At 68.1% G+C, this 17,201-nt stretch carries 17 protein-coding genes; 7 read left to right on the top strand and 10 right to left on the bottom strand.

Going from position 1 to position 17,201, the window contains the following annotated elements; all coding sequences use genetic code 11:
- Positions 1–25: 25 nt before the first annotated feature.
- Positions 26–397, bottom strand: a complete 372-nt coding sequence (locus tag AORI_RS73075) for a MerR family transcriptional regulator (protein WP_016336707.1) — start codon at positions 395–397, stop codon at positions 26–28.
- A gap of 64 nt (positions 398–461) precedes the next feature.
- On the opposite strand from AORI_RS73075, the gene AORI_RS73080 reads away from it, so the two are divergent.
- Positions 462–1,688 (top strand): MFS transporter, encoded by a 1,227-nt coding sequence (locus AORI_RS73080; protein ID WP_016336708.1) that lies wholly within the window; start codon positions 462–464, stop codon positions 1,686–1,688.
- On the opposite strand, the gene AORI_RS73085 is transcribed toward AORI_RS73080, so the two are convergent.
- Positions 1,609–2,505 carry a LysR family transcriptional regulator gene (locus AORI_RS73085; RefSeq protein WP_043849128.1) on the bottom strand — a complete coding sequence of 299 codons (897 nt, stop codon included), beginning with the start codon at positions 2,503–2,505 and terminating at the stop codon, positions 1,609–1,611. The two genes, AORI_RS73080 and AORI_RS73085, sit on opposite strands and share 80 nt — an antisense overlap.
- 87 nt (positions 2,506–2,592) lie before the next feature.
- Between AORI_RS73085 and AORI_RS73090 the strand changes: the two genes are divergently transcribed.
- On the top strand, positions 2,593–3,921 hold the full coding sequence (locus AORI_RS73090) for an aspartate aminotransferase family protein (RefSeq protein WP_016336709.1): 1,329 nt from the start codon (positions 2,593–2,595) through the stop codon (positions 3,919–3,921).
- Positions 3,922–3,982: 61 nt separating this feature from the next.
- On the opposite strand, the gene AORI_RS73095 is transcribed toward AORI_RS73090, so the two are convergent.
- The 3 genes from AORI_RS73095 to AORI_RS73105 all read right to left on the bottom strand — a co-directional run bounded on the left by AORI_RS73095 (position 3,983) and on the right by AORI_RS73105 (position 6,465).
- Positions 3,983–4,591, bottom strand: a complete 609-nt coding sequence (locus AORI_RS73095) for a hypothetical protein (RefSeq protein WP_016336710.1) — start codon at positions 4,589–4,591, stop codon at positions 3,983–3,985.
- A gap of 201 nt (positions 4,592–4,792) precedes the next feature.
- Positions 4,793–5,596, bottom strand: a complete 804-nt coding sequence (locus AORI_RS73100; protein WP_016336711.1) for an alpha/beta fold hydrolase — start codon at positions 5,594–5,596, stop codon at positions 4,793–4,795.
- Positions 5,597–5,610: 14 nt separating this feature from the next.
- Entirely contained in the window at positions 5,611–6,465 is an 855-nt protein-coding gene (locus tag AORI_RS73105) for a bile acid:sodium symporter family protein (protein WP_267283965.1), read from the bottom strand.
- 154 nt (positions 6,466–6,619) lie between these two features.
- Between AORI_RS73105 and AORI_RS73110 the strand changes: the two genes are divergently transcribed.
- Positions 6,620–7,162: a DM13 domain-containing protein gene (locus AORI_RS73110; RefSeq protein ID WP_016336713.1), complete on the top strand. Its 543-nt coding sequence runs from the start codon at positions 6,620–6,622 to the stop codon at positions 7,160–7,162.
- Between the two features lie 50 nt (positions 7,163–7,212).
- Here AORI_RS73110 and AORI_RS73115 read toward each other — a convergent pair whose 3' ends face one another.
- The gene (locus AORI_RS73115) at positions 7,213–7,842 is read right to left on the bottom strand and encodes a TetR/AcrR family transcriptional regulator (RefSeq protein ID WP_016336714.1); all 630 of its coding nucleotides are present in this window, start codon (positions 7,840–7,842) and stop codon (positions 7,213–7,215) included.
- 60 nt (positions 7,843–7,902) lie between these two features.
- Between AORI_RS73115 and AORI_RS73120 the strand changes: the two genes are divergently transcribed.
- The 3 genes from AORI_RS73120 to AORI_RS73130 all read left to right on the top strand — a co-directional run bounded on the left by AORI_RS73120 (position 7,903) and on the right by AORI_RS73130 (position 11,611).
- On the top strand, positions 7,903–8,334 hold the full coding sequence (locus AORI_RS73120; protein ID WP_016336715.1) for an RpiB/LacA/LacB family sugar-phosphate isomerase: 432 nt from the start codon (positions 7,903–7,905) through the stop codon (positions 8,332–8,334).
- 261 nt (positions 8,335–8,595) lie between these two features.
- Positions 8,596–10,233, top strand: coding sequence for a glycosyl hydrolase family 18 protein (locus tag AORI_RS73125; protein ID WP_016336717.1), 1,638 nt, complete (start codon positions 8,596–8,598; stop codon positions 10,231–10,233).
- Between the two features lie 37 nt (positions 10,234–10,270).
- The gene (locus AORI_RS73130) at positions 10,271–11,611 is read left to right on the top strand and encodes a cellulose binding domain-containing protein (protein WP_200871022.1); all 1,341 of its coding nucleotides are present in this window, start codon (positions 10,271–10,273) and stop codon (positions 11,609–11,611) included.
- Between the two features lie 83 nt (positions 11,612–11,694).
- On the opposite strand, the gene AORI_RS73135 is transcribed toward AORI_RS73130, so the two are convergent.
- On the bottom strand, positions 11,695–13,464 hold the full coding sequence (locus tag AORI_RS73135) for a chitinase (RefSeq protein WP_016336719.1): 1,770 nt from the start codon (positions 13,462–13,464) through the stop codon (positions 11,695–11,697).
- A gap of 243 nt (positions 13,465–13,707) precedes the next feature.
- Here AORI_RS73135 and AORI_RS73140 point away from each other — a divergent pair, with 243 nt between their 5' ends.
- A complete protein-coding gene (locus tag AORI_RS73140; RefSeq protein WP_043848342.1) occupies positions 13,708–14,340 on the top strand; it encodes a sigma-70 family RNA polymerase sigma factor in 633 nt (210 codons plus the stop codon).
- On the opposite strand, the gene AORI_RS73145 is transcribed toward AORI_RS73140, so the two are convergent.
- Genes AORI_RS73145 through AORI_RS73155 form a run of 3 tightly spaced genes read right to left on the bottom strand, consistent with a single transcriptional unit; the run spans position 14,337 to position 17,038 of the window.
- The gene (locus AORI_RS73145; protein ID WP_016336721.1) at positions 14,337–14,984 is read right to left on the bottom strand and encodes a response regulator; all 648 of its coding nucleotides are present in this window, start codon (positions 14,982–14,984) and stop codon (positions 14,337–14,339) included. The two genes, AORI_RS73140 and AORI_RS73145, sit on opposite strands and share 4 nt — an antisense overlap.
- Positions 14,981–16,528: a sensor histidine kinase gene (locus tag AORI_RS73150; protein WP_016336722.1), complete on the bottom strand. Its 1,548-nt coding sequence runs from the start codon at positions 16,526–16,528 to the stop codon at positions 14,981–14,983. Before AORI_RS73150 ends, AORI_RS73145 begins: the two co-directional genes overlap by 4 nt.
- Positions 16,529–16,558: 30 nt before the next feature.
- Complete coding sequence (locus tag AORI_RS73155) at positions 16,559–17,038, bottom strand: pyridoxamine 5'-phosphate oxidase family protein (RefSeq protein ID WP_016336723.1); 480 nt, start codon at positions 17,036–17,038, stop codon at positions 16,559–16,561.
- Positions 17,039–17,201 lie beyond the last annotated feature (163 nt).

Below are 17,201 nucleotides of genomic sequence, written 5' to 3' on the forward strand. Positions count from 1 at the left end.
CGATGCGAGGAAAGTCCCTTCCGGCTCAGGAAGCGGGATCGTAGGCGCGGACCGCGTCGAGATATTCGGTGATGGCGTCCCGGTTGCGGAGCAGGCATTCGGCCCGCCGGGTCATCCGGTCCCGCTCGGCCTCCAGGGTTTCGAGCATCTCCGCGGTCGCGTCCGGGAAGTAGATCTGCCGGGGTTTGTCCAGGCACGGCAGGATCTGCTTGATGATCCTGGTCGGCAGCCCGGCGTCGAGCAGGCCGCGGACCTGGATGACCCGGTCGACCGAAGGTTCGGCGTAGTCGCGGTAGCCGTTGGCCAGCCGCTCCGAGACGATGAGACCCTGCTCTTCGTAGTACCGCAGCAGACGGCGCGACGTCCCCGTCCGCTCCGCCAGCTCCCCGATCCGCATGTGCGCCACCTCACCCCTGCCGACTTGACCTTCACATCTATGTGATGGTTCGAGCATACGGACCATGACTTCGAAACTCCCGCTCGGCGCGCTGCTCGCGCTGACCACGGCGGCGTTCGTCACCGTCCTGACCGAGGCACTGCCCGCAGGCGTGCTGCCCGCGATGAGCGCCGGGCTCGGCGTCGGTGAAGCCGCGACCGGGCAGCTGGTGACGGTGTACGCGATCGGCACCGCACTGACCGCGATCCCGCTCTCCGCCGCGACCGCGGGCTGGCGGCGCAAACGCTTGCTCCTGGCCGGAGTGGCCGGGTTCGCCGTCGCCAACACGGTCACGGCGGTGTCCACGAACTATCCCCTGACCCTCGGCGCGCGGTTCGTCGCCGGGATCGCGGCGGGCGTCGTGTGGGCGCTGCTGGCCGGTTACGCCCGGCGGCTGGCGCCGGAGCCGGTGCAGGGCAAGGCGATCGCCATCGTGATGACCGGTATCCCGCTCGCGCTCTCGCTCGGCATCCCGGCCGGCACGTTCCTGGGCGGCGTCTTCGGCTGGCAGGTGACGTTCTCCCTGATGTCGGTGCTCGCGCTCGGCCTGCTGGGCTGGATCGCGGTGGGCGTGCCCGATTTCCCCGGGCAGGACAAGAGCGGCAGGCTCCCGGTGCGCAAGACCCTCGCCGTGCCCGGCGTCGCCGCGGTGCTGTTCGTGACGCTGACCTTCGTGCTGGCGCACAACATCCTCTACACCTACATCGCCACCTTCCTCGAACACGTGTCGATGGGCGGCTCGGTCGATCGGATCCTGCTGGTGTTCGGGCTGGCTTCGATGGTCAGCATCTGGCTCGTCGGCGTCCACATCGACCGGCGGCTGCGGGCACTGACCGTCGCGGGCACCGTGCTCGTGGCGCTCGGGGCGACCATTTTGGCTCTACAGGGCGAAAACCCGGCTCTGGTCTACATCGCGGCGACGCTGTGGGGGCTCGGCTGGGGTGGCATCCCGACACTCCTGCAGACCGCCGCCGCGCGGGCGGGTGACAAGGGCGGCGCGGCGGACATCGCGCAGGCCATGCTGGTCACCCTGTGGAACGCAGCGATGGCGGGCGGCGGGATCGCCGGCGGCGTCCTCCTCGACGGTTTCGGTGCCGAGTCGTTCCCGTGGAGTGTCCTGGTGCTGCTCGTGCCGACGCTGGCCGTGGTGCTGGTGGCGCGACGGCACGGGTTCACAGCGGCAGTTCCGGATGGCTCCGGATCGCCTCGAGAACCAGGTCGACCGCGGCGCGAGGCGCGGACCCGCGCCTGATCGCCGCGGTGATGGAGCGATCGACCGGCGTCGCGAGCTCGCGGGTGGCGACGCGGTAACGCTTGTCGACGGCGAGGCCGGGCAGGAGCGCGATCGAAAGCCCGGCCTCGACGTGCTGCAAGGTCATCATGTAGTTGCTGAACCGGGCGATCACGCGCGGCTCGAAACCGGCTTCGCGGCAGAGCCGGGTGGCGAGGTTCGCCATGTACGACTGGGGGATGTCGAACGCCCAGGGCTCGCTCGCGTAGGCGGCGAGGTCGGCGGGACCCCGGCCCGCGGCCGGATGACCGGGCGGGACGACGAGCACGATCGGGTCGGTCGCGAGCGGCACCAGGTCGATGTCCGGCCCGAGCGGCTGCTCGACGAAGTCCGTGGTCGTGATGATGACGTCGGCGTCGCCGACCCGGAGCGCGGGCATGCTGACGTGCGGTTCGAGTTCGAGCAGTTCGATCTGGAGGCTCGGATGCGACCGGGCCAGCCGGTTCACCGCGGGAACGGCGATGGTGTGGATCGCGCTCTGGAAGGCGCCGAGTCGGACGTTCCCCGCGGGCCCCTCGCCGAGACCGCGCAACTCGGCCTCGACGGTGTCCATGTGGTCGAGGATCGCTCGCGCCCGGCGCGCCAGCATGCGCCCGGCCGGGGTCAGCCGGACGCGGCGGCCGGTGCGTTCCAGCAGTTGCGTGCGGGTCTCGGCCTCCAGGACCGCGAGCTGCTGGGACACGCTCGACGCGCTCAGGTTGGCCGCCTTCGCGACCGCGCGGACGGTGCCGAGCGTGTCGAGCCTGCTCAGCAGGCTGAGCCTCCACGGGTTGAGCATGGCACCCATTGTTGTACGGATCAGCCGAACAGCACAGCCGGAATCGTGAGCTGGACGTGTCGCTCGGCACCGGCTTACCGTCGGAACATGGCTGCTCCCCTCACCGACCTGTCCACCACCGACCGTTTCTGGGCCGACGCCGACCGGCACCTCGTGCGCTACGCCGGGGCCGGCGATTTCACCCGCGAGATCATCGACCACGCCGCCGGGAGCTACCTGTTCACCGAGTCCGGGCGGCGGATCCTCGACTTCACCTCCGGGCAGATGAGCGCGATCCTCGGGCATTCGCATCCGGAGATCGTCGAGACCGTGCGGCGGCAGATCGGCTCGCTGGACCATCTGTTCAGCGGGATGCTGAGCCGCCCCGTCGTCGACCTCGCGCGACGGCTGGCGGAGACCCTGCCGTCGCCGCTGGAGAAGGCGCTGCTGCTGACCACCGGCGCGGAGTCGAACGAGGCCGCGATCCGGATGGCGAAACTGGTGACCGGGAAGCACGAGATCGTGTCGTTCGCCCGGTCGTGGCACGGGATGACGCAAGCGGCCGCGAACGCGACCTACAGCGCGGGCCGCAAGGGTTACGGCCCGACCGCGCCCGGCAACTTCGCCATTCCCTCGCCGAACTCGTATCGGCCGGATTTCACCGGCCCGGACGGGGAACTGGACTGGAAACGCCAGCTGGACTTCGGATTCGAGCTGATCGACGCCCAGTCCGTCGGCAGTCTCGCGGCGTGCATCGTCGAGCCGATCCTCAGCTCCGGCGGGATCATCGAGCCGCCGGTGGGCTATTTCGCCGCCCTGCAAGAGAAATGCCGTGAACGCGGGATGCTGCTGATCCTCGACGAGGCGCAGACCGGCTTATGCCGCACGGGAAACTGGTACGCCTTCGAACGCGACGGCGTCGTCCCGGACATCCTCACGCTGTCCAAGACGCTGGGCGCCGGTCTCCCGCTGGCGGCGGTGATCACGAGCGCGGAAATCGAGCAGGAGGCGCACGACCGCGGCTATCTGTTCTTCACCACGCACGTCGCGGACCCGCTGGTGGCGGCCGTCGGGAACACCGTGCTCGACGTCCTGACCCGCGACCGCCTCGACGAACGCGCCACCGAGCTGGGCGCCTTCCTCCGCCGCGGCCTCGACGACATCGCCGCCCGTCATCCCGTCGTCGGCGACATCCGGGGACGGGGCCTGCTGGTCGGCGTCGAACTCGTCGTGGACCGCGCCACGAAACGGAGTTCCGACGAACTGGGCGCGCTGGTCACGCGACGCTGCCTCGAACTGGGGCTGCACATGAACATCGTGCAGTTACCGGGGATGGGCGGGGTCTTCCGGATCGCTCCCCCGCTGACGGCCACCGAAGACGAACTGGCGGAGGGGCTGGCGGTGCTGGACAAGGCGATCGGGGACGCAAGCAATTGAGGGGATCGTGGCGGGGGCGATGCCGGTTCACCGTCGTCGCCCCCGCCGCCGAACGTGGGAACTAACTCAGCCGGATGTCGTACTGGTACGGCCCTGCACCGTCCCCCGGCAGCCTCACGTACCCCTGATTCAGTTGCGCCGACGGAGTCGCCATCGCCAAGCCGTTGGAGATCCAATACCCGGCGGGAATGTGGTCGCCCACTCCCGTTCCTCCGGTGACACTGATGGTTCCGTCGCTGTTGTTCACGACTTCCATTCCCCAGCTCGAGCAGAACTCTTGAACGGCCGAGAAGTTCGCGCCCGTCCATTCGATCGCGGCGATTTTACCCGGACGATGAGTAAAGTACTGCACTGTCCCGTCAGCGCCTTGCCCCGGCTCACCGCCACTCGCCGTCACGTAGACATCGCCATACGGCGCCAGACCTGACAAGTCACTCGCATATGGCTTTTCCGCCTGCGACTCACCGAAAACCAAGTACTGATTCGGCCAGATTTCGACCATCTCAGTGAACGCGGTAGCTCCGCATCGTACGACCAAGTGATTGACTCCGGCGAAGACCTCGAAACCGACCTGGGTGGAAGCCGCGGCAAGCGCGGCCTTGAACGATTCTACGTCTCCGGCGTACTTGATGGCGTGGTAGGTGACGGGCTTCTTTACGTACTGGGTCATTTCCCCTCCGGAACGACTGAGCGTGACAGGAAGTCGGTCGTCGAAGGAATCTTGCGCGTTACAGTCCGCGTGACGGAACTGTTGCCGAATTCCGGCGACATCTCGGCTCGAGGTTCGCCGCCGCGGCCGTGTGGATTTTGGGACGTTAGATGCCCCAAAATCCACACGGTCGCAGCGGGCCATCAGAGCCGTCCTTGCCACTCACGACCCCCTGAACTCCCGAAGCAACCGAACGACCTCACCCGGCCGCTCCAAGAACGGCGAGTGCCCGGCACCCTCCACGACCTCCACCCGGGCCCCGACCGCCGAATACCGCGCGAAAGTCTTGTCACAGTCGTAAAAACGGTCCCGGCGCCCGAGAATCACCAGGCACGGCAACCCCAGGGCCGCCACTTGCGCATCCAGAGGACGAAATGCGAGCAGTCGCGCGCGCTCCACGAGCACCACGCGCGCCATCGCGGGCGCGGTGACCGCGTGATCGGCCAAGTCCTGCAAGGGATCGCCGAACCAGCCCGTGCGGCGGAACCGGGAAACGTATCGGATCCACCGCCGGTGAGCCACAAGCCGCACGAGTGCGCTGACCATCGGCAGCAGAACCGGACTCCCCGGTGGAAAGGACGCGTAGCTGTAATCCGGCGCCTGCCCGATCACCACGACCGAACCCACTCGCGGCGAGATCTCGGCCAGCGCCAAGGCGACATCCGCACCGAAGGAGTGACCGGCGACCAGGACGTCCTCGACGCCCAGCGCATCGAGGACACCGGCCACCATGCGCGCCTGCGACACCGCGTCGAGCCCGGCCGAACCACCGGTGCATCCGTGCCCCAGCAGATCCACCCGGATCACGTGATGCGCCGCGGACAGGCCGAGAGTGAGCCGGTCGAACCAGTGCACCGACCCGCAATACCCGTGCAGCAACACCACCGGTGGCCCGGCGCCGTCCTGACGCACATGGACGGCGACACCGTTCACGTCGAGGATGTCACCGATGGGGGAACGCGCCACGCCCCCAAACTAGCTCAGACCGGCGCGCTCTCCCGGCTGCGGGACAACAGGAAGGCCGCGACCCCGGCGGGGAAGAACATGAGCACGCCGTAGACCCCGGCGGGTACGGCCATCGCCTTGTCGCCGAGCACGGAATACGCCACGGCGATCGCGAGGGTGGCATTGTGGACACCGATCTCCATGGCGGAAGCGATCGCCTGGCCGCGGTCCACCCGGAACAGTCGCGGCACGTAGTACCCGATCGCGAGGCTGAGCACGGAAAGCGCCAGCGCCACCGGCCCGAGCGTGCCGATGTTGTCCACCAGCGTCCGGAACTCCTGCGCGATCGCGGCCGCGATCACCAGCACGAGCACCACGGCGGAGCCGATCTTGACCGGTTTGCGCATCCGCTCGGCCCAGCCGGTGAACCGGCTCCGCACGATCATGCCGAGCACGACCGGGATCAGCACGATCGCGAAGACCTGCACGAACTTCGCGGGCTGGAGCCCGACCGAGGCGCCACCGTCGAGGAATTCGGCCATCGCCAGGCTCACCACCAGTGGCAGGGTGAACACGGCCAGCACCGAGTTGATCGCCGTCAGTGTGACGTTCAGGGCGACATCGCCGCCGGCGAGGTGACTGAACAGGTTCGCCGACGTTCCGCCGGGCGAGGCGACGAGCAGCATCATGCCGACCGCGAGCACGCCTTCGAGACCGAAGAGGACGATGAGGCCGACGCAGATCACGGGCAGCACGATCATCTGGCACACCAGCGCGATGACCGCGGCCTTCGGGTACTTCAGCACGCGCGTGAAGTCGCCGACGGTCAGGGTCAGCCCCAGCCCGAACATGACGAGCGCCAGCGCTACCGGCAGGAGGATGGAAAACATCGCCGAACCCATCGCGGGCCTCCGTCCGATATGCCCTTTTCAGATCGGCAATCGTGTCAAGCGGCGTGAACCCGGTCAAGCCACCGAAACCCAGACGTGACCCGTAAGAGTTCGGTAACCGCGCTTCGGGCCCCGCACGGGGTTCAATGAACGCATGAAACGCAAGCGGGTGCTCGCCGTCGTGGCGGCCGGACTGGTGGTGGCGGTGGCCGCCGGCCTCTACTGGTTCCAGCCGTGGAAGCTCTGGGTGAACGAAACGGTCCAAGAGGCCTTACCCGTCGCCGAAACGACGGCCCAGCCCACCACTCAAACCTCCGGAAGTGCCACGCCCGCCCCGAAAGAGCCCACGGTCGTGGCGACCGGCGCGCTGATCAGCCACGAGCACGCGACCACCGGCGACGTCCGGATCCTGCGCGCGGCCGACGGATCGCTGGTGCTGCGCCTCGAGAACCTTGACACGAGCAACGGCCCGGATCTGCGGGTCTGGCTCACCGACGCGCCGGTGATCCCCGGCAAGGCAGGCTGGTCCGTGTTCGACGACGGTGCGTACGTGAGCGCCGGGAAACTCAAGGGCAACAAGGGAAGCCAGAACTACACGCTGCCGGCGGGCACCGATCTGGCGCGCTATTCGAGCGTGACGATCTGGTGCGACCGGTTCAACGTGTCCTTCGGCGCGGCCGAGCTGGCCAAGGTCTGACAGCCAGGCGAAGCCTGTCCGTTGAGGGTGGCGGCGGGGCGGGGTCCGGGTTAGGCGAGTCGGTCCACGGCGTATTCCATCTCGGCGCGAACGGCGCGCAGATCGATGCCACCGGGGTCGATGATCGAGGCCACGGCGATCCCCCGCAGCTGCCCGACCAGCGCCGCCGCGTACGCGTCCGGGTCCCGGACGCCGCTGATGGACCCGTCCGCGAGCCCGGCGGCGACGGTCTGCGCGATGGCGAACCGGTAGCGCCGATCGGCCTCGGTCATCGCCGACCGCACCGCCGGATCGCCGACGGTCGCGTCCGTCCACAGCACCACGAACGCCCGGTTCAGCGGCGGCATGTCGGTGAGCAGCTCGAAGAAGATGTCCAGCAGGGCACGCAGCATGTCCATCGGGCTGGGCGTGAGCCCGCCGGTCCGCGTGGCGACGGCGGCACTGAAAGCGTCGGCGAACTTCTCCGCGGCGAACTCGACGAGCCGCTGCACCAGCGTCTCCTTCGAGCCGAACAACTGGTAGACGACGCCGCTGGGATAGCCGGTCCTGGCGCAGATCATGCCGATCTTGAGCCGGGCGAAGCCTGCCTCGCCGATCAGGCGGGCGGCGGTTTCGAGGATCCGTGTCCGTGCGATCTCCTGATCACGCTGGACCTGGTGCTCCTCCGCAGACGAGTCCACGCCGCGATCCTCCCATGACTTCGGGTTCGTCACCTGTCGACGCGGCGTTACGATCCGGACATGAGGATCGCCTTCGCCGCCGACGACCGGAACGCCACCACGGACGCCGTCCAGGCCTACCTCGCCGAGGCGGGCCACGAGGTGCTGCGCCCGGCGGTGTCGGACGTCTGGCCCGAACTCGGTGCGGCGGTGGGCCGGGCGGTCGCGGACGGCGAGGCCGATTTCGGCGTGGTGATGTGCTGGACCGGGACCGGCACGGCCATCGCCGCCAACAAGGTGCCCGGGGTCCGCGCGGCGCTGGCCTGGGACACCTGGATCGCCGCGGGCGCGCGCAAGTGGAACGACGCGAACGTGCTGGCACTGAGCCTCAAGCGGCTCGCTCCCGACGTGGCCGTCGAAATCACCGACGTGTTCCTTTCCGGTGTCGCGCCCGACCCCGACGAATCCGCGAATATCGCCCGGCTCGGCGAAATGGACGAATTCCGCCGCTGAACGGCGGCGGACCAGTGAACGATTAACGCTGTCGAACGTATTAGGCCGTTCGCAGGAAAATCACCACTCTACGTAGTGATGCTTCCCATATTGGTCCAGACCACGTACCGTCTCCCGCAACAAAGCGTTCCGCATGGAGGTGGTCGATGAAGACTCATCCCCGCCTGCCCGGTTTCGGCCGAGGCAACGCGATGTCGCCGATTTCCCTTTGACGAAATCATCTCCAAGATCATTTCCCGGCACCGGGTTGTAAGGAGTGAAATGTCGAGAAAAAGATGGCATCTGGTCGGCCTGTTCACGGCCGTCGCGGCGCTGGCCGTCGGTCTGGTGACCGTGCCCGCGAACGCGGCGGGCGGGGTCGGAGCCACCCTGACCAAGGGTTCGGACTGGGGGTCCGGCTGGGAAGGCAAGTACACGATCACCAACAACTCGGGATCGAGCCTGACCTCCTGGACCCTCGAGTTCGACCTCGCGGCGGGCCACTCGATCGCTTCGCTGTGGGACGGCAGCTACACCGTCTCCGGCCAGCACGTGACCGTCAAGAACACCTGGAACGGCAACCTTTCCAACGGTGGCAGCACCAGTTTCGGGTTCAACGTCAAGTACTCCGGCGCCTACACCGCGCCCACCAACTGCAAGATCAACGGCGGCTCCTGCGACCCGGGCGGCGGCAACCCGACCACGACGCCGACCACCCCGACCACCACGACGTCCAATCCCCCGACGTCGACCAGCACGAGCAACCCGCCGACCACCACGACTTCGAACCCGAACCCGGGCGCGAAGAAAAACCTCGGCTACTTCGTGCAGTGGGGCGTCTACGGCCGTAACTACCACGTGAAGAACATTCACACTTCCGGTTCCGCGGCCAAGCTGACGCATATCAACTACGCGTTCGGCAACGTCACCAACGGTTCCTGCACCGCCAACGACGACACCTACGCCGACTACGACAAGTTCTACGACGCCGCGTCCAGTGTGGACGGTGTCGCGGACTCGTGGGACGCCGGTTCGCTGCGCGGTAACTTCAACCAGCTGCGCAAGCTGAAGAAGATGTACCCGGGCCTGAAGGTGCTGTGGTCGTTCGGTGGCTGGACCTGGTCCGGCGGCTTCGGCCAGGCGTCGAAGAACCCCACCGCCTTCGCGGAATCCTGCTACAAGCTGATCAAGGACCCGCGCTGGGCCGACGTCTTCGACGGTATCGACATCGACTGGGAATACCCGAACGCCTGCGGTCTCACCTGTGACACCAGCGGCCCGGCCGCGATCAAGAACGTGGCACAGGCGCTGCGCACGAAGTTCGGCTCCTCGTTCCTGGTCACCGCCGCGATCACCGCGGACGCCAGCAGCGGCGGCAAGATCGACGCCGCCGACTACGGCCCCGCGTCGGCGTACTTCGACTGGTACAACGTCATGACGTACGACTTCTTCGGCGCCTGGGCGGCGCAGGGCCCGACGGCCCCGCACTCGCCGCTGACGTCCTACCCCGGCATCCCGCAGCAGGGCTTCACCTCCGACGACGCCATCCAGAAGCTCAAGGCCAAGGGTGTCCCGGCGAGCAAACTGTTGCTGGGTATCGGTTTCTACGGCCGAGGCTGGACCGGCGTCACCCAGGACGCCCCGGGCGGCACCGCGACCGGTGCGGCACCGGGCACGTACGAGGCGGGCATCGAGGACTACAAGATCCTCAAGAACAGCTGCCCGTCGACCGGCACGATCGCGGGCACCGCGTACGCGAAGTGCGGCAACAACTGGTGGAGCTACGACACTCCCGCGACCATCAACGGAAAGATGGGCTGGACCAAGAACCAGGGTCTCGGCGGCGCGTTCTTCTGGGAACTCAGTGGTGACACCTCCAACGGTGAGCTCGTCACGGCCATGCGCAACGGCCTGAACTGAGAGGTTGACAGTGGCTAAGCGGACTTGGATCCAGGCCATCGGCCTGTCCGCCGCTGCCGCAACGGCCGGCGCGGTCCTCGTGATCGCGCCGGCCTCCGCGGCCGGCGGCGTCGGCGCCGCCTTCAGCAAGGGCTCCGATTGGGGCTCGGGCTGGGAGGGCAAGTACACGATCAGCAACAACTCGGGTTCGAGCCTTCCCGCCTGGACGGTCGAATTCGACCTCCCCGCGGGGCACTCGATCGCTTCGCTGTGGGACGGCAGCTACTCGGTCTCCGGACAGCACGTGACGGTAAAGAACACCTGGAACGGCAACCTTTCCAACGGTGGCAGCACCAGTTTCGGGTTCAACGTCAAGTACTCCGGGGGCTACGTCGCCCCGGCGAACTGCAAGATCAACGGTGGTTCCTGCGATCCTGGCGGCGGCACGACCACGACGCCGACCACCCCCACCAGCACGACGACCACGTCCTCCCCGACGACGACCACGAGCAACCCGCCGCTGCCCGGCGGCCGTGGTGCGCCGTATCTGTACATGGGCTGGGGCAGCCCGCCGAATCCGCAGACGGTCATGAACGCGACCGGGATCAAGTGGTTCACGATGGCGTTCATCCTGTCGTCCGGTGGCTGCAACCCGGCTTGGGACGGCAGCCGTCCGCTTCAGGGCGGTGTCGACGCGAACGCGATCGCGCAGATCAAGGCCGCGGGCGGGCAGATCGTGCCGTCCTTCGGCGGGTGGAGCGGCAACAAGCTCGGCCCGAACTGCTCGACGCCGGAAGCGCTCGCCGGCGCCTACCAGAAGGTGATCGACGCCTACGGTCTCAAGGCGATCGACATCGACATCGAGAACACCGACGAGTTCGAGAACGCGGTCGTGCAGGACCGCGTGCTGAACGCGCTGAAGATCGTGAAGGCGAACAACCCCGGTATCCAGACGATTCTCACCTTCGGCACGACGACCACCGGCCCGAACTTCTGGGGCCAGCGGCTGATCGACCAGTCGAAGGCGCTGAACGCCGGAATCGACGTCTACACGATCATGCCGTTCGACTTCAATGGCGGCGCGGACATGTACGGCAACACGATCAACGCCGCGAACGGCCTGCGGGACAAGCTGAAGTCGACCTTCGGGTGGAACGACGCCACGGCGTACGCCCACCTGGGCATCAGCGGGATGAACGGTCTCTCGGACCAGCGGGAACTCACGAGTCTCGACACGTGGACCCGGATCACGAACTGGTCGAAGACCAACAAGATCGCCAGGCTCGCGTTCTGGTCGACCAACCGCGACCGGGGCTGCCCGAACGGCGGGGTCGCCGAGAACTGCAGTGGTATCGCACAGAACGACTGGGACTTCACGCGGATCACCGCGGCCTTCTGACGTCCCCTTCGAACCGCGGGCCCGCACCGATGCTGCACGGTGCGGGCCCGCCCCTTTGCCCGCATTTAGTCCTCTGAATGCGGTCAGGGCAAGGCGTTCAGGAACGGCTCGTGGGCGTTCTGGAACTCCCACCCGTAGTACCGGTCCCAGTTGATCGACCACGTCATCAGCCCCCGCAACGCGGGCGAAGCCCCGCCCCGCAAGGAATACGACCCGCACCCGGAGTTCTTCACCAGGCAGTTCAGCGCCGAATGCACCGCCGCCGGCGCGGTGTGCCCGTTGCCCGCGCTGACCGCCGCGGGCAGGCCGAACGCGATCTGGTCCTCACGCAGCCCCGGGAACCGGAATCCGGTCGACGAAACCGTGAAACCCGCCTTGATCATGTCGGTCATCGCGATGTGGAAATCCGCGCCGCCCATGAAGTGGTACTGGTTGTCCAGGCCCATCACCGGTCCGGAGTTGTAGTCCTGGACGTGCAGCACGGTCAGCGCGTCCCGCATCGCGTGGATCACCGGCAGGTACGAACCCGTCCGGTTGTCGGCGCCGCCGAGGCCGCCGTAGTACTGGTATCCGGTCTGTACGAAGAACGTCTCCGGCGCCATCGTCAGCACGAATCCCGCGCCATAGCGGGCTTTCAGCGTCTTCAGCGCCGAGATGAGATTGACGATCACCGGCGTGGTCGGGTTGCGGAAGTCGTTGTCGCCGGAGTTGAGGTACAGCGAGTGTCCCTCGAAGTCGATGTCGAGCCCGTTCAGCCCGTACCGGTCGATGATCGCGGACACCGAATTGACGAAGGCGTCGCGCGCCGCGGTCGTGGTCAGCTGGACCTGGCCGTTCTGGCCGCCGATGGAGATCAGCACCTTCTTGCCCTGCGCCTGCTTCGCGCGGATCGCGGCGATGAAGTCCGCGTCGCTTTCCACGGTCGGGCATTCCGCGACCGGGCACCGCGTGAAGCGGATGTCGCCCGAGGTCACCGACGTCGGCTCACCGAAGGCCAGGTTGATGATGTCCCACGCCGCCGGGACGTCGGCCATCCGCGTGTAGCCGGAGCCGTTGGCGAAACTCGCGTGCAGGTAGCCGATCAGCGCGTGCTTCGGCAGGCCGGTGTCGACGCAGCCGGAGGTCGTGGCGCCCACCTCAGCGCTCTTCGGCGATTCGCCCGCGCTGTTGTACGCGGCCACCGAGTAGTTGTGCGACGAGCAGGCCGTCAATCCCGAGATCGTCGCCGAAGTTCCGGTCACCGTCGCGACCACGGTGCCGCCTTCGTACACGCGATAGCCGGTCACCGTCCCCGCCGAAGCGCCCCACGAGAGGGCGATCGACGAGTTCGTCACCGTGCCCACGGCCGGGTTTCCCGGGGTCGGCGGCGCGCCGGGGGTGCCACCGCCGGGTCCGTCGAGGCTGATGTCGTCCGCGTAGAAGGTGCCCGATCCGTACCAGCCGTGGACGTACACCTCGGCCGTCGTCTGCGTGGCCGACGTCGTGAACGAGAGCGAAAGCTGCGTGTACGAGGTCGCCGCGGTCCAGGTCGACGGCCCGCCCGTGACGCCGAGGTACACCGGGTTCCCGTTCACCCAGGCCGAAACCGCGTAGGTCGTGCTCGGCCGTACGGATACCGTCTGTGCGCATTTGCCGATCGTCGAGCCGGGCGTGACCGAAACGGCGTAACCGCCCGAACGGACCGGTGTGCTCACGGCCGCGCCCGCGGCGCAGGACCAGCCGGAGGTCGAGCCCGCCTCGAAACCGGGATTGAGGAGCAGGTTGGCCGCGTTCGCGGTGCCACCGCCCGTGATCAGGCCGGTGAAGGTGAGCACCAAAACGGCCAGAAATGCCAAGGATCTGGAACGCCTCATCGCGATTCCTCCGTGAAAGGGCGGCCTGCCGCCGCGCTGGACTAATTGTCTAGACCAATCTGGCGAAAGTCCATACCCCGCGCCCACCAGGGTCCAAAGACCCGACTACTCCGGGCTCCTATACCGGTGTGACGCGAGGCCGCGCTCCGTAACGTCGGAAGGGCCAAAGAGGGCTGGGGGCTTTCGGGAGGTGGGGATGATGGGAACGCACAGGACCGTGCCGAGAACGGGCGATCCGGCGTGATGACCGTGTCGGAAGCCGTGCGCCCCACCTACGTACCCCGTCCGGGAGAACCGGACGGCGAACTGATCCGCGCGGCGATCAGCGGTGACCGGCGCGCCGTCGAGAGCCTGCTCGCCCTCCTCCGGCCGATCGTGTTCCGGTACTGCGCCGGCAGGCTGGGCGGGACGATACGCGGCGTCTCCAACGCGGAGGACTGTGCGCAGGAGGTCCTGATGGCCGTCCTCGTCGCCTTGCCGCGCTACAGCTACCAGGACAACAGCTTCCTGCCGTACGTCTTCGGGATCGCCTCGCACAAGGTGGCCGACGTCCGCCGCAACCTCGCGCGCGACCCGTCCGCGCCCGTTCCCGATCCGGAGCCCGACCAGGACGGACCGTGGAACCCGACGTTCGAAGAGGTCGAAAAGGCCGATCGCCGCCGACGGCTGTCCCGGTTGTTCGAGGTCCTTTCGGCGAAGCAGCGCGACGTGCTGGTGCTGCGCGTGATCCACGGCTACAGCGCCGAGGAGACCGCCGTCGCGCTGGGCATGGCGAGCGCGGGCGCGGTCCGCGTCACCCAGCACCGGGCCCTCAACGAACTGCGCCGTGTGCTGCGCGAGGATCCCGATTTCGCCGGCGGGTTCACCTTCTTCTAGGAAGTGGACTTGCGGCGCTGGGTGGCGTAGACCGCGGCGGCGGTGCGCCGTTCGAAACCGAGCTTGTGCAGCAGGGACGACACGTAGTTCTTGACCGTCTTCTCCGCCAGGTACAGCTTTTCCGCGATCTGGCGGTTCGTCAGCCCGTCGGCGATGTGGTCGAGCACCCGCCGCTCCTGCGGGCTCAGCTGTTCGTACCGCGGGTCCGGGAGGTCGGTCTCGCCGCGCAGCCGGTTCATCACCGACGCCGTCAGCGTGCTGTCCAGGAGCGATCCACCCGCGGCGACCGTGCGGACGGCCTTGACGAGCGCGCCGCCGGAGACCTGTTTGAGCATGTAGCCCGCCGCGCCCGCCATGATCGCGCCGAACAACGCGTCGTCGTCCGAATAGGACGTCAGCATCAGGCAGGCGGGCGGCGGGTCGATCGACGCCCGGATCTCCCGGCAGACGCTCACTCCCTCACCGTCCGGCAGCCGGACGTCGAGCACCGCGACCTGCGGCTTGACCGCGGGGATCCGCACGTACGCCTCGGCGGCCGTGGACGCTTCGCCGACCACGGTGAAATCGTCCTCGGCCTCGAAGACGGTCTTGAGCCCGGTGCGCACGAGTTCGTGATCGTCAAGGAGGAACACCGAAATCGTCATCCCACACTCCCCTGCCGGGCCGGCAGTTCCACCGACCAGTCGAGCCTCGTGCCGCCTTCGGGGCGCGCTTCGACGCGGAACGTCCCGTTCCAGCGGGCCGCGCGTTCGGCGAGGTTCGCCACCCCGCTGCGATGGCCGGGTTCGGCGGGCATGCCGACGCCGTCGTCCACCACCGAGAGTTCGAGCCACCGCCCGTCGCGGTCGACCGCGACGTCGACCGAGACCGTCGTCGCCGCGGCGTGTCTGACCACATTGGACAGTGCTTCGCGCAGCGTCGCGATGAGATCCGAGCGGACCGTGTCCGGCACGGTCGAGTCGAGCGGCCCGTCGAACCCGACCCGGGGTTCGGACGCGCAGCCCGCGTCCAGCGCGACCCGCAGCAGCTCCGACCGCAGGCTGCCCTGCGCCTCCGCCGGTTCCTGCAGGGAGAAGATGCTGTTGCGGATCTCGCGGATGGTGCGGTCGATCTCGTGCGCGAAGCCGGTGACCCGGTCGGCGACGGCGGGCTCGCTCGCGAGCCTGCTCAGCCCCTCCAGCCCGAGCCCGATCGCGAACAGCCGCTGGATCACCAGGTCGTGCAGGTCGCGGGCGATCCGGTCACGGTCTTCGAAGACGGCGAGCCGCTGCCTGTCCTGTTGCGCTCGGGCGAATTCCACCGCGAGCGCGGCGTGCGCGGCGAAGGTCTCGGCCAGCTGGACGTCGTAGGCGGAGAACGGGGTCCGGTCGCGGAACTTCGCGACCAACAGCACCCCGAGCTTCTCCTCGCCGACGATCAGCGGCACGGCGACCGTGGAGTCGAGGTCCTTGACCGCCGCGGGCATCACGGCGCCGCGACCGCCTTGGTACTCGACCACCTTCTCGCCGTAATCCCGGACCACGACGGGTTTTCCGGTGGTGAACGCCATCCCGGTCGCGGTGCCCTCGGTCGGCACGACGATCCCGGCGAGGCGGTCGGCGTCGGGGCCCGGCGGCTCGACGATCTCGAAGACCAGCTGCCCGTCGCCGCGCGGCCGGGCCACCGCGCCCGCGGTACCACCGGCGACGACGCGGGCGCGTTCGGCGATCAGGCGGAGGGTCGCGGTCAGATCCTGATCGGCCAGGAGCGCCCCGGTGACGTGGTAGGAGGCTTCGAGCCAGCGCTCGCGCCGCTGCACCTGGTCGAACAGCGCGGCGTTTTCGATCACCACACCGGCCGCCGCGGTGAGCGCGACGAGCAGGTCGTCCTCGGATTCGGTGAACTCCTCACCGTCCGGTTTGCGGGCCAGGTACAGCATCCCGAAGATGCGGCCGCGCATCCGGATGGGCACCACGCGGGCCTCGTCGTCGGACGGCGGCCGTTCCCAAGCGTCGCCGAAGCGGATGAACTCGTCCGAATCGAGCACGCTGAGCGCCCCGAACGGCGCACCGGTCAGCTCGCAGGCGGATTCGACCATGCGCCGCAGGACGTCGGACAGGCTGAGATCGTGGGCGATCCCCGCCACCGCGTCCAGAATTCTGGGCGCCTTGGCGTCACTCGCCGCACTCACCCGCCGCACCGCCGTCACCGTCCCGGAGTAACTCCCCGGGCAGTGGGGTCAGGAATGACAAACGCGCCCGGATCGCTCATCTGGTGCGTCGATCACGGACAGTGCTTCGTTACTGCAAGCGCCGAGGATCCTTCGACCGGTTACCGACTCGATGGGGATCCTGAGATACCGGGAGTCCGTCCGGCCGGTCCAGCAGCCCAGCGGCAAGGTCTCGAGTTCGGCGGTCACCAGGGGATCGCGCACCTCGGCGGCGCGGCCGACGACGGTGACGAACCAGCCTGCCCCGAGGTCCTTGGCGAACTCGTCGACCGAGAACGCCACCACACTGTCGAGCACCCCGGCGAACAACGCGCTCTGCGACGGCGTCCGCACCACGATCGCGCCGTGGTGCAGCGCGAACCGCGCCGGCTGGATGGCGGGCATGGCCCGCGAGGTGAACACCACCCGGCCGAGCCCGGCGCCCGCGAGCAGTGACAGGCACTGCTCGCGGTCGAGCGTCTCGAGACCCAAGGAGTCGGACATCGGCATCCCCGCGTTCTCGTAGTTCCTCTGCGTCGAGGTCCACGGTCCCCGGCTTACCAACTCGCCGGTAGGGCCGATGGACCCGGCCCGTGCGGGGGATGCCGGTCCGGTGGGTCGTGAGTGGCGATTCGGGTTAGAACCCGAATCGCCACTCACGACCCACCGGACC

Origin of the sequence: Amycolatopsis keratiniphila, from assembly GCF_000400635.2 — a bacterium.
GTDB lineage: Bacteria > Actinomycetota > Actinomycetes > Mycobacteriales > Pseudonocardiaceae > Amycolatopsis > Amycolatopsis keratiniphila.

Excerpts from the sequence above, each read along its gene's own strand:
- AORI_RS73125 (WP_016336717.1), top strand. The coding sequence starts at position 8,596 with ATGTCGAGAAAAAGATGGCATCTGGTCGGCCTGTTCACGGCCGTCGCG.
- AORI_RS73110 (WP_016336713.1), top strand. The coding sequence starts at position 6,620 with ATGAAACGCAAGCGGGTGCTCGCCGTCGTGGCGGCCGGACTGGTGGTG.
- AORI_RS73145 (WP_016336721.1), bottom strand. The coding sequence starts at position 14,984 with ATGACGATTTCGGTGTTCCTCCTTGACGATCACGAACTCGTGCGCACC.
- AORI_RS73080 (WP_016336708.1), top strand. The coding sequence starts at position 462 with ATGACTTCGAAACTCCCGCTCGGCGCGCTGCTCGCGCTGACCACGGCG.
- AORI_RS73085 (WP_043849128.1), bottom strand. The coding sequence starts at position 2,505 with ATGCTCAACCCGTGGAGGCTCAGCCTGCTGAGCAGGCTCGACACGCTC.
- AORI_RS73120 (WP_016336715.1), top strand. The coding sequence starts at position 7,903 with ATGAGGATCGCCTTCGCCGCCGACGACCGGAACGCCACCACGGACGCC.
- AORI_RS73155 (WP_016336723.1), bottom strand. The coding sequence starts at position 17,038 with ATGCCGATGTCCGACTCCTTGGGTCTCGAGACGCTCGACCGCGAGCAG.
- AORI_RS73135 (WP_016336719.1), bottom strand. The coding sequence starts at position 13,464 with ATGAGGCGTTCCAGATCCTTGGCATTTCTGGCCGTTTTGGTGCTCACC.
- AORI_RS73075 (WP_016336707.1), bottom strand. The coding sequence starts at position 397 with ATGCGGATCGGGGAGCTGGCGGAGCGGACGGGGACGTCGCGCCGTCTG.
- AORI_RS73140 (WP_043848342.1), top strand. The coding sequence starts at position 13,708 with ATGACCGTGTCGGAAGCCGTGCGCCCCACCTACGTACCCCGTCCGGGA.
- AORI_RS73090 (WP_016336709.1), top strand. The coding sequence starts at position 2,593 with ATGGCTGCTCCCCTCACCGACCTGTCCACCACCGACCGTTTCTGGGCC.
- AORI_RS73095 (WP_016336710.1), bottom strand. The coding sequence starts at position 4,591 with ATGACCCAGTACGTAAAGAAGCCCGTCACCTACCACGCCATCAAGTAC.
- AORI_RS73105 (WP_267283965.1), bottom strand. The coding sequence starts at position 6,465 with ATGTTTTCCATCCTCCTGCCGGTAGCGCTGGCGCTCGTCATGTTCGGG.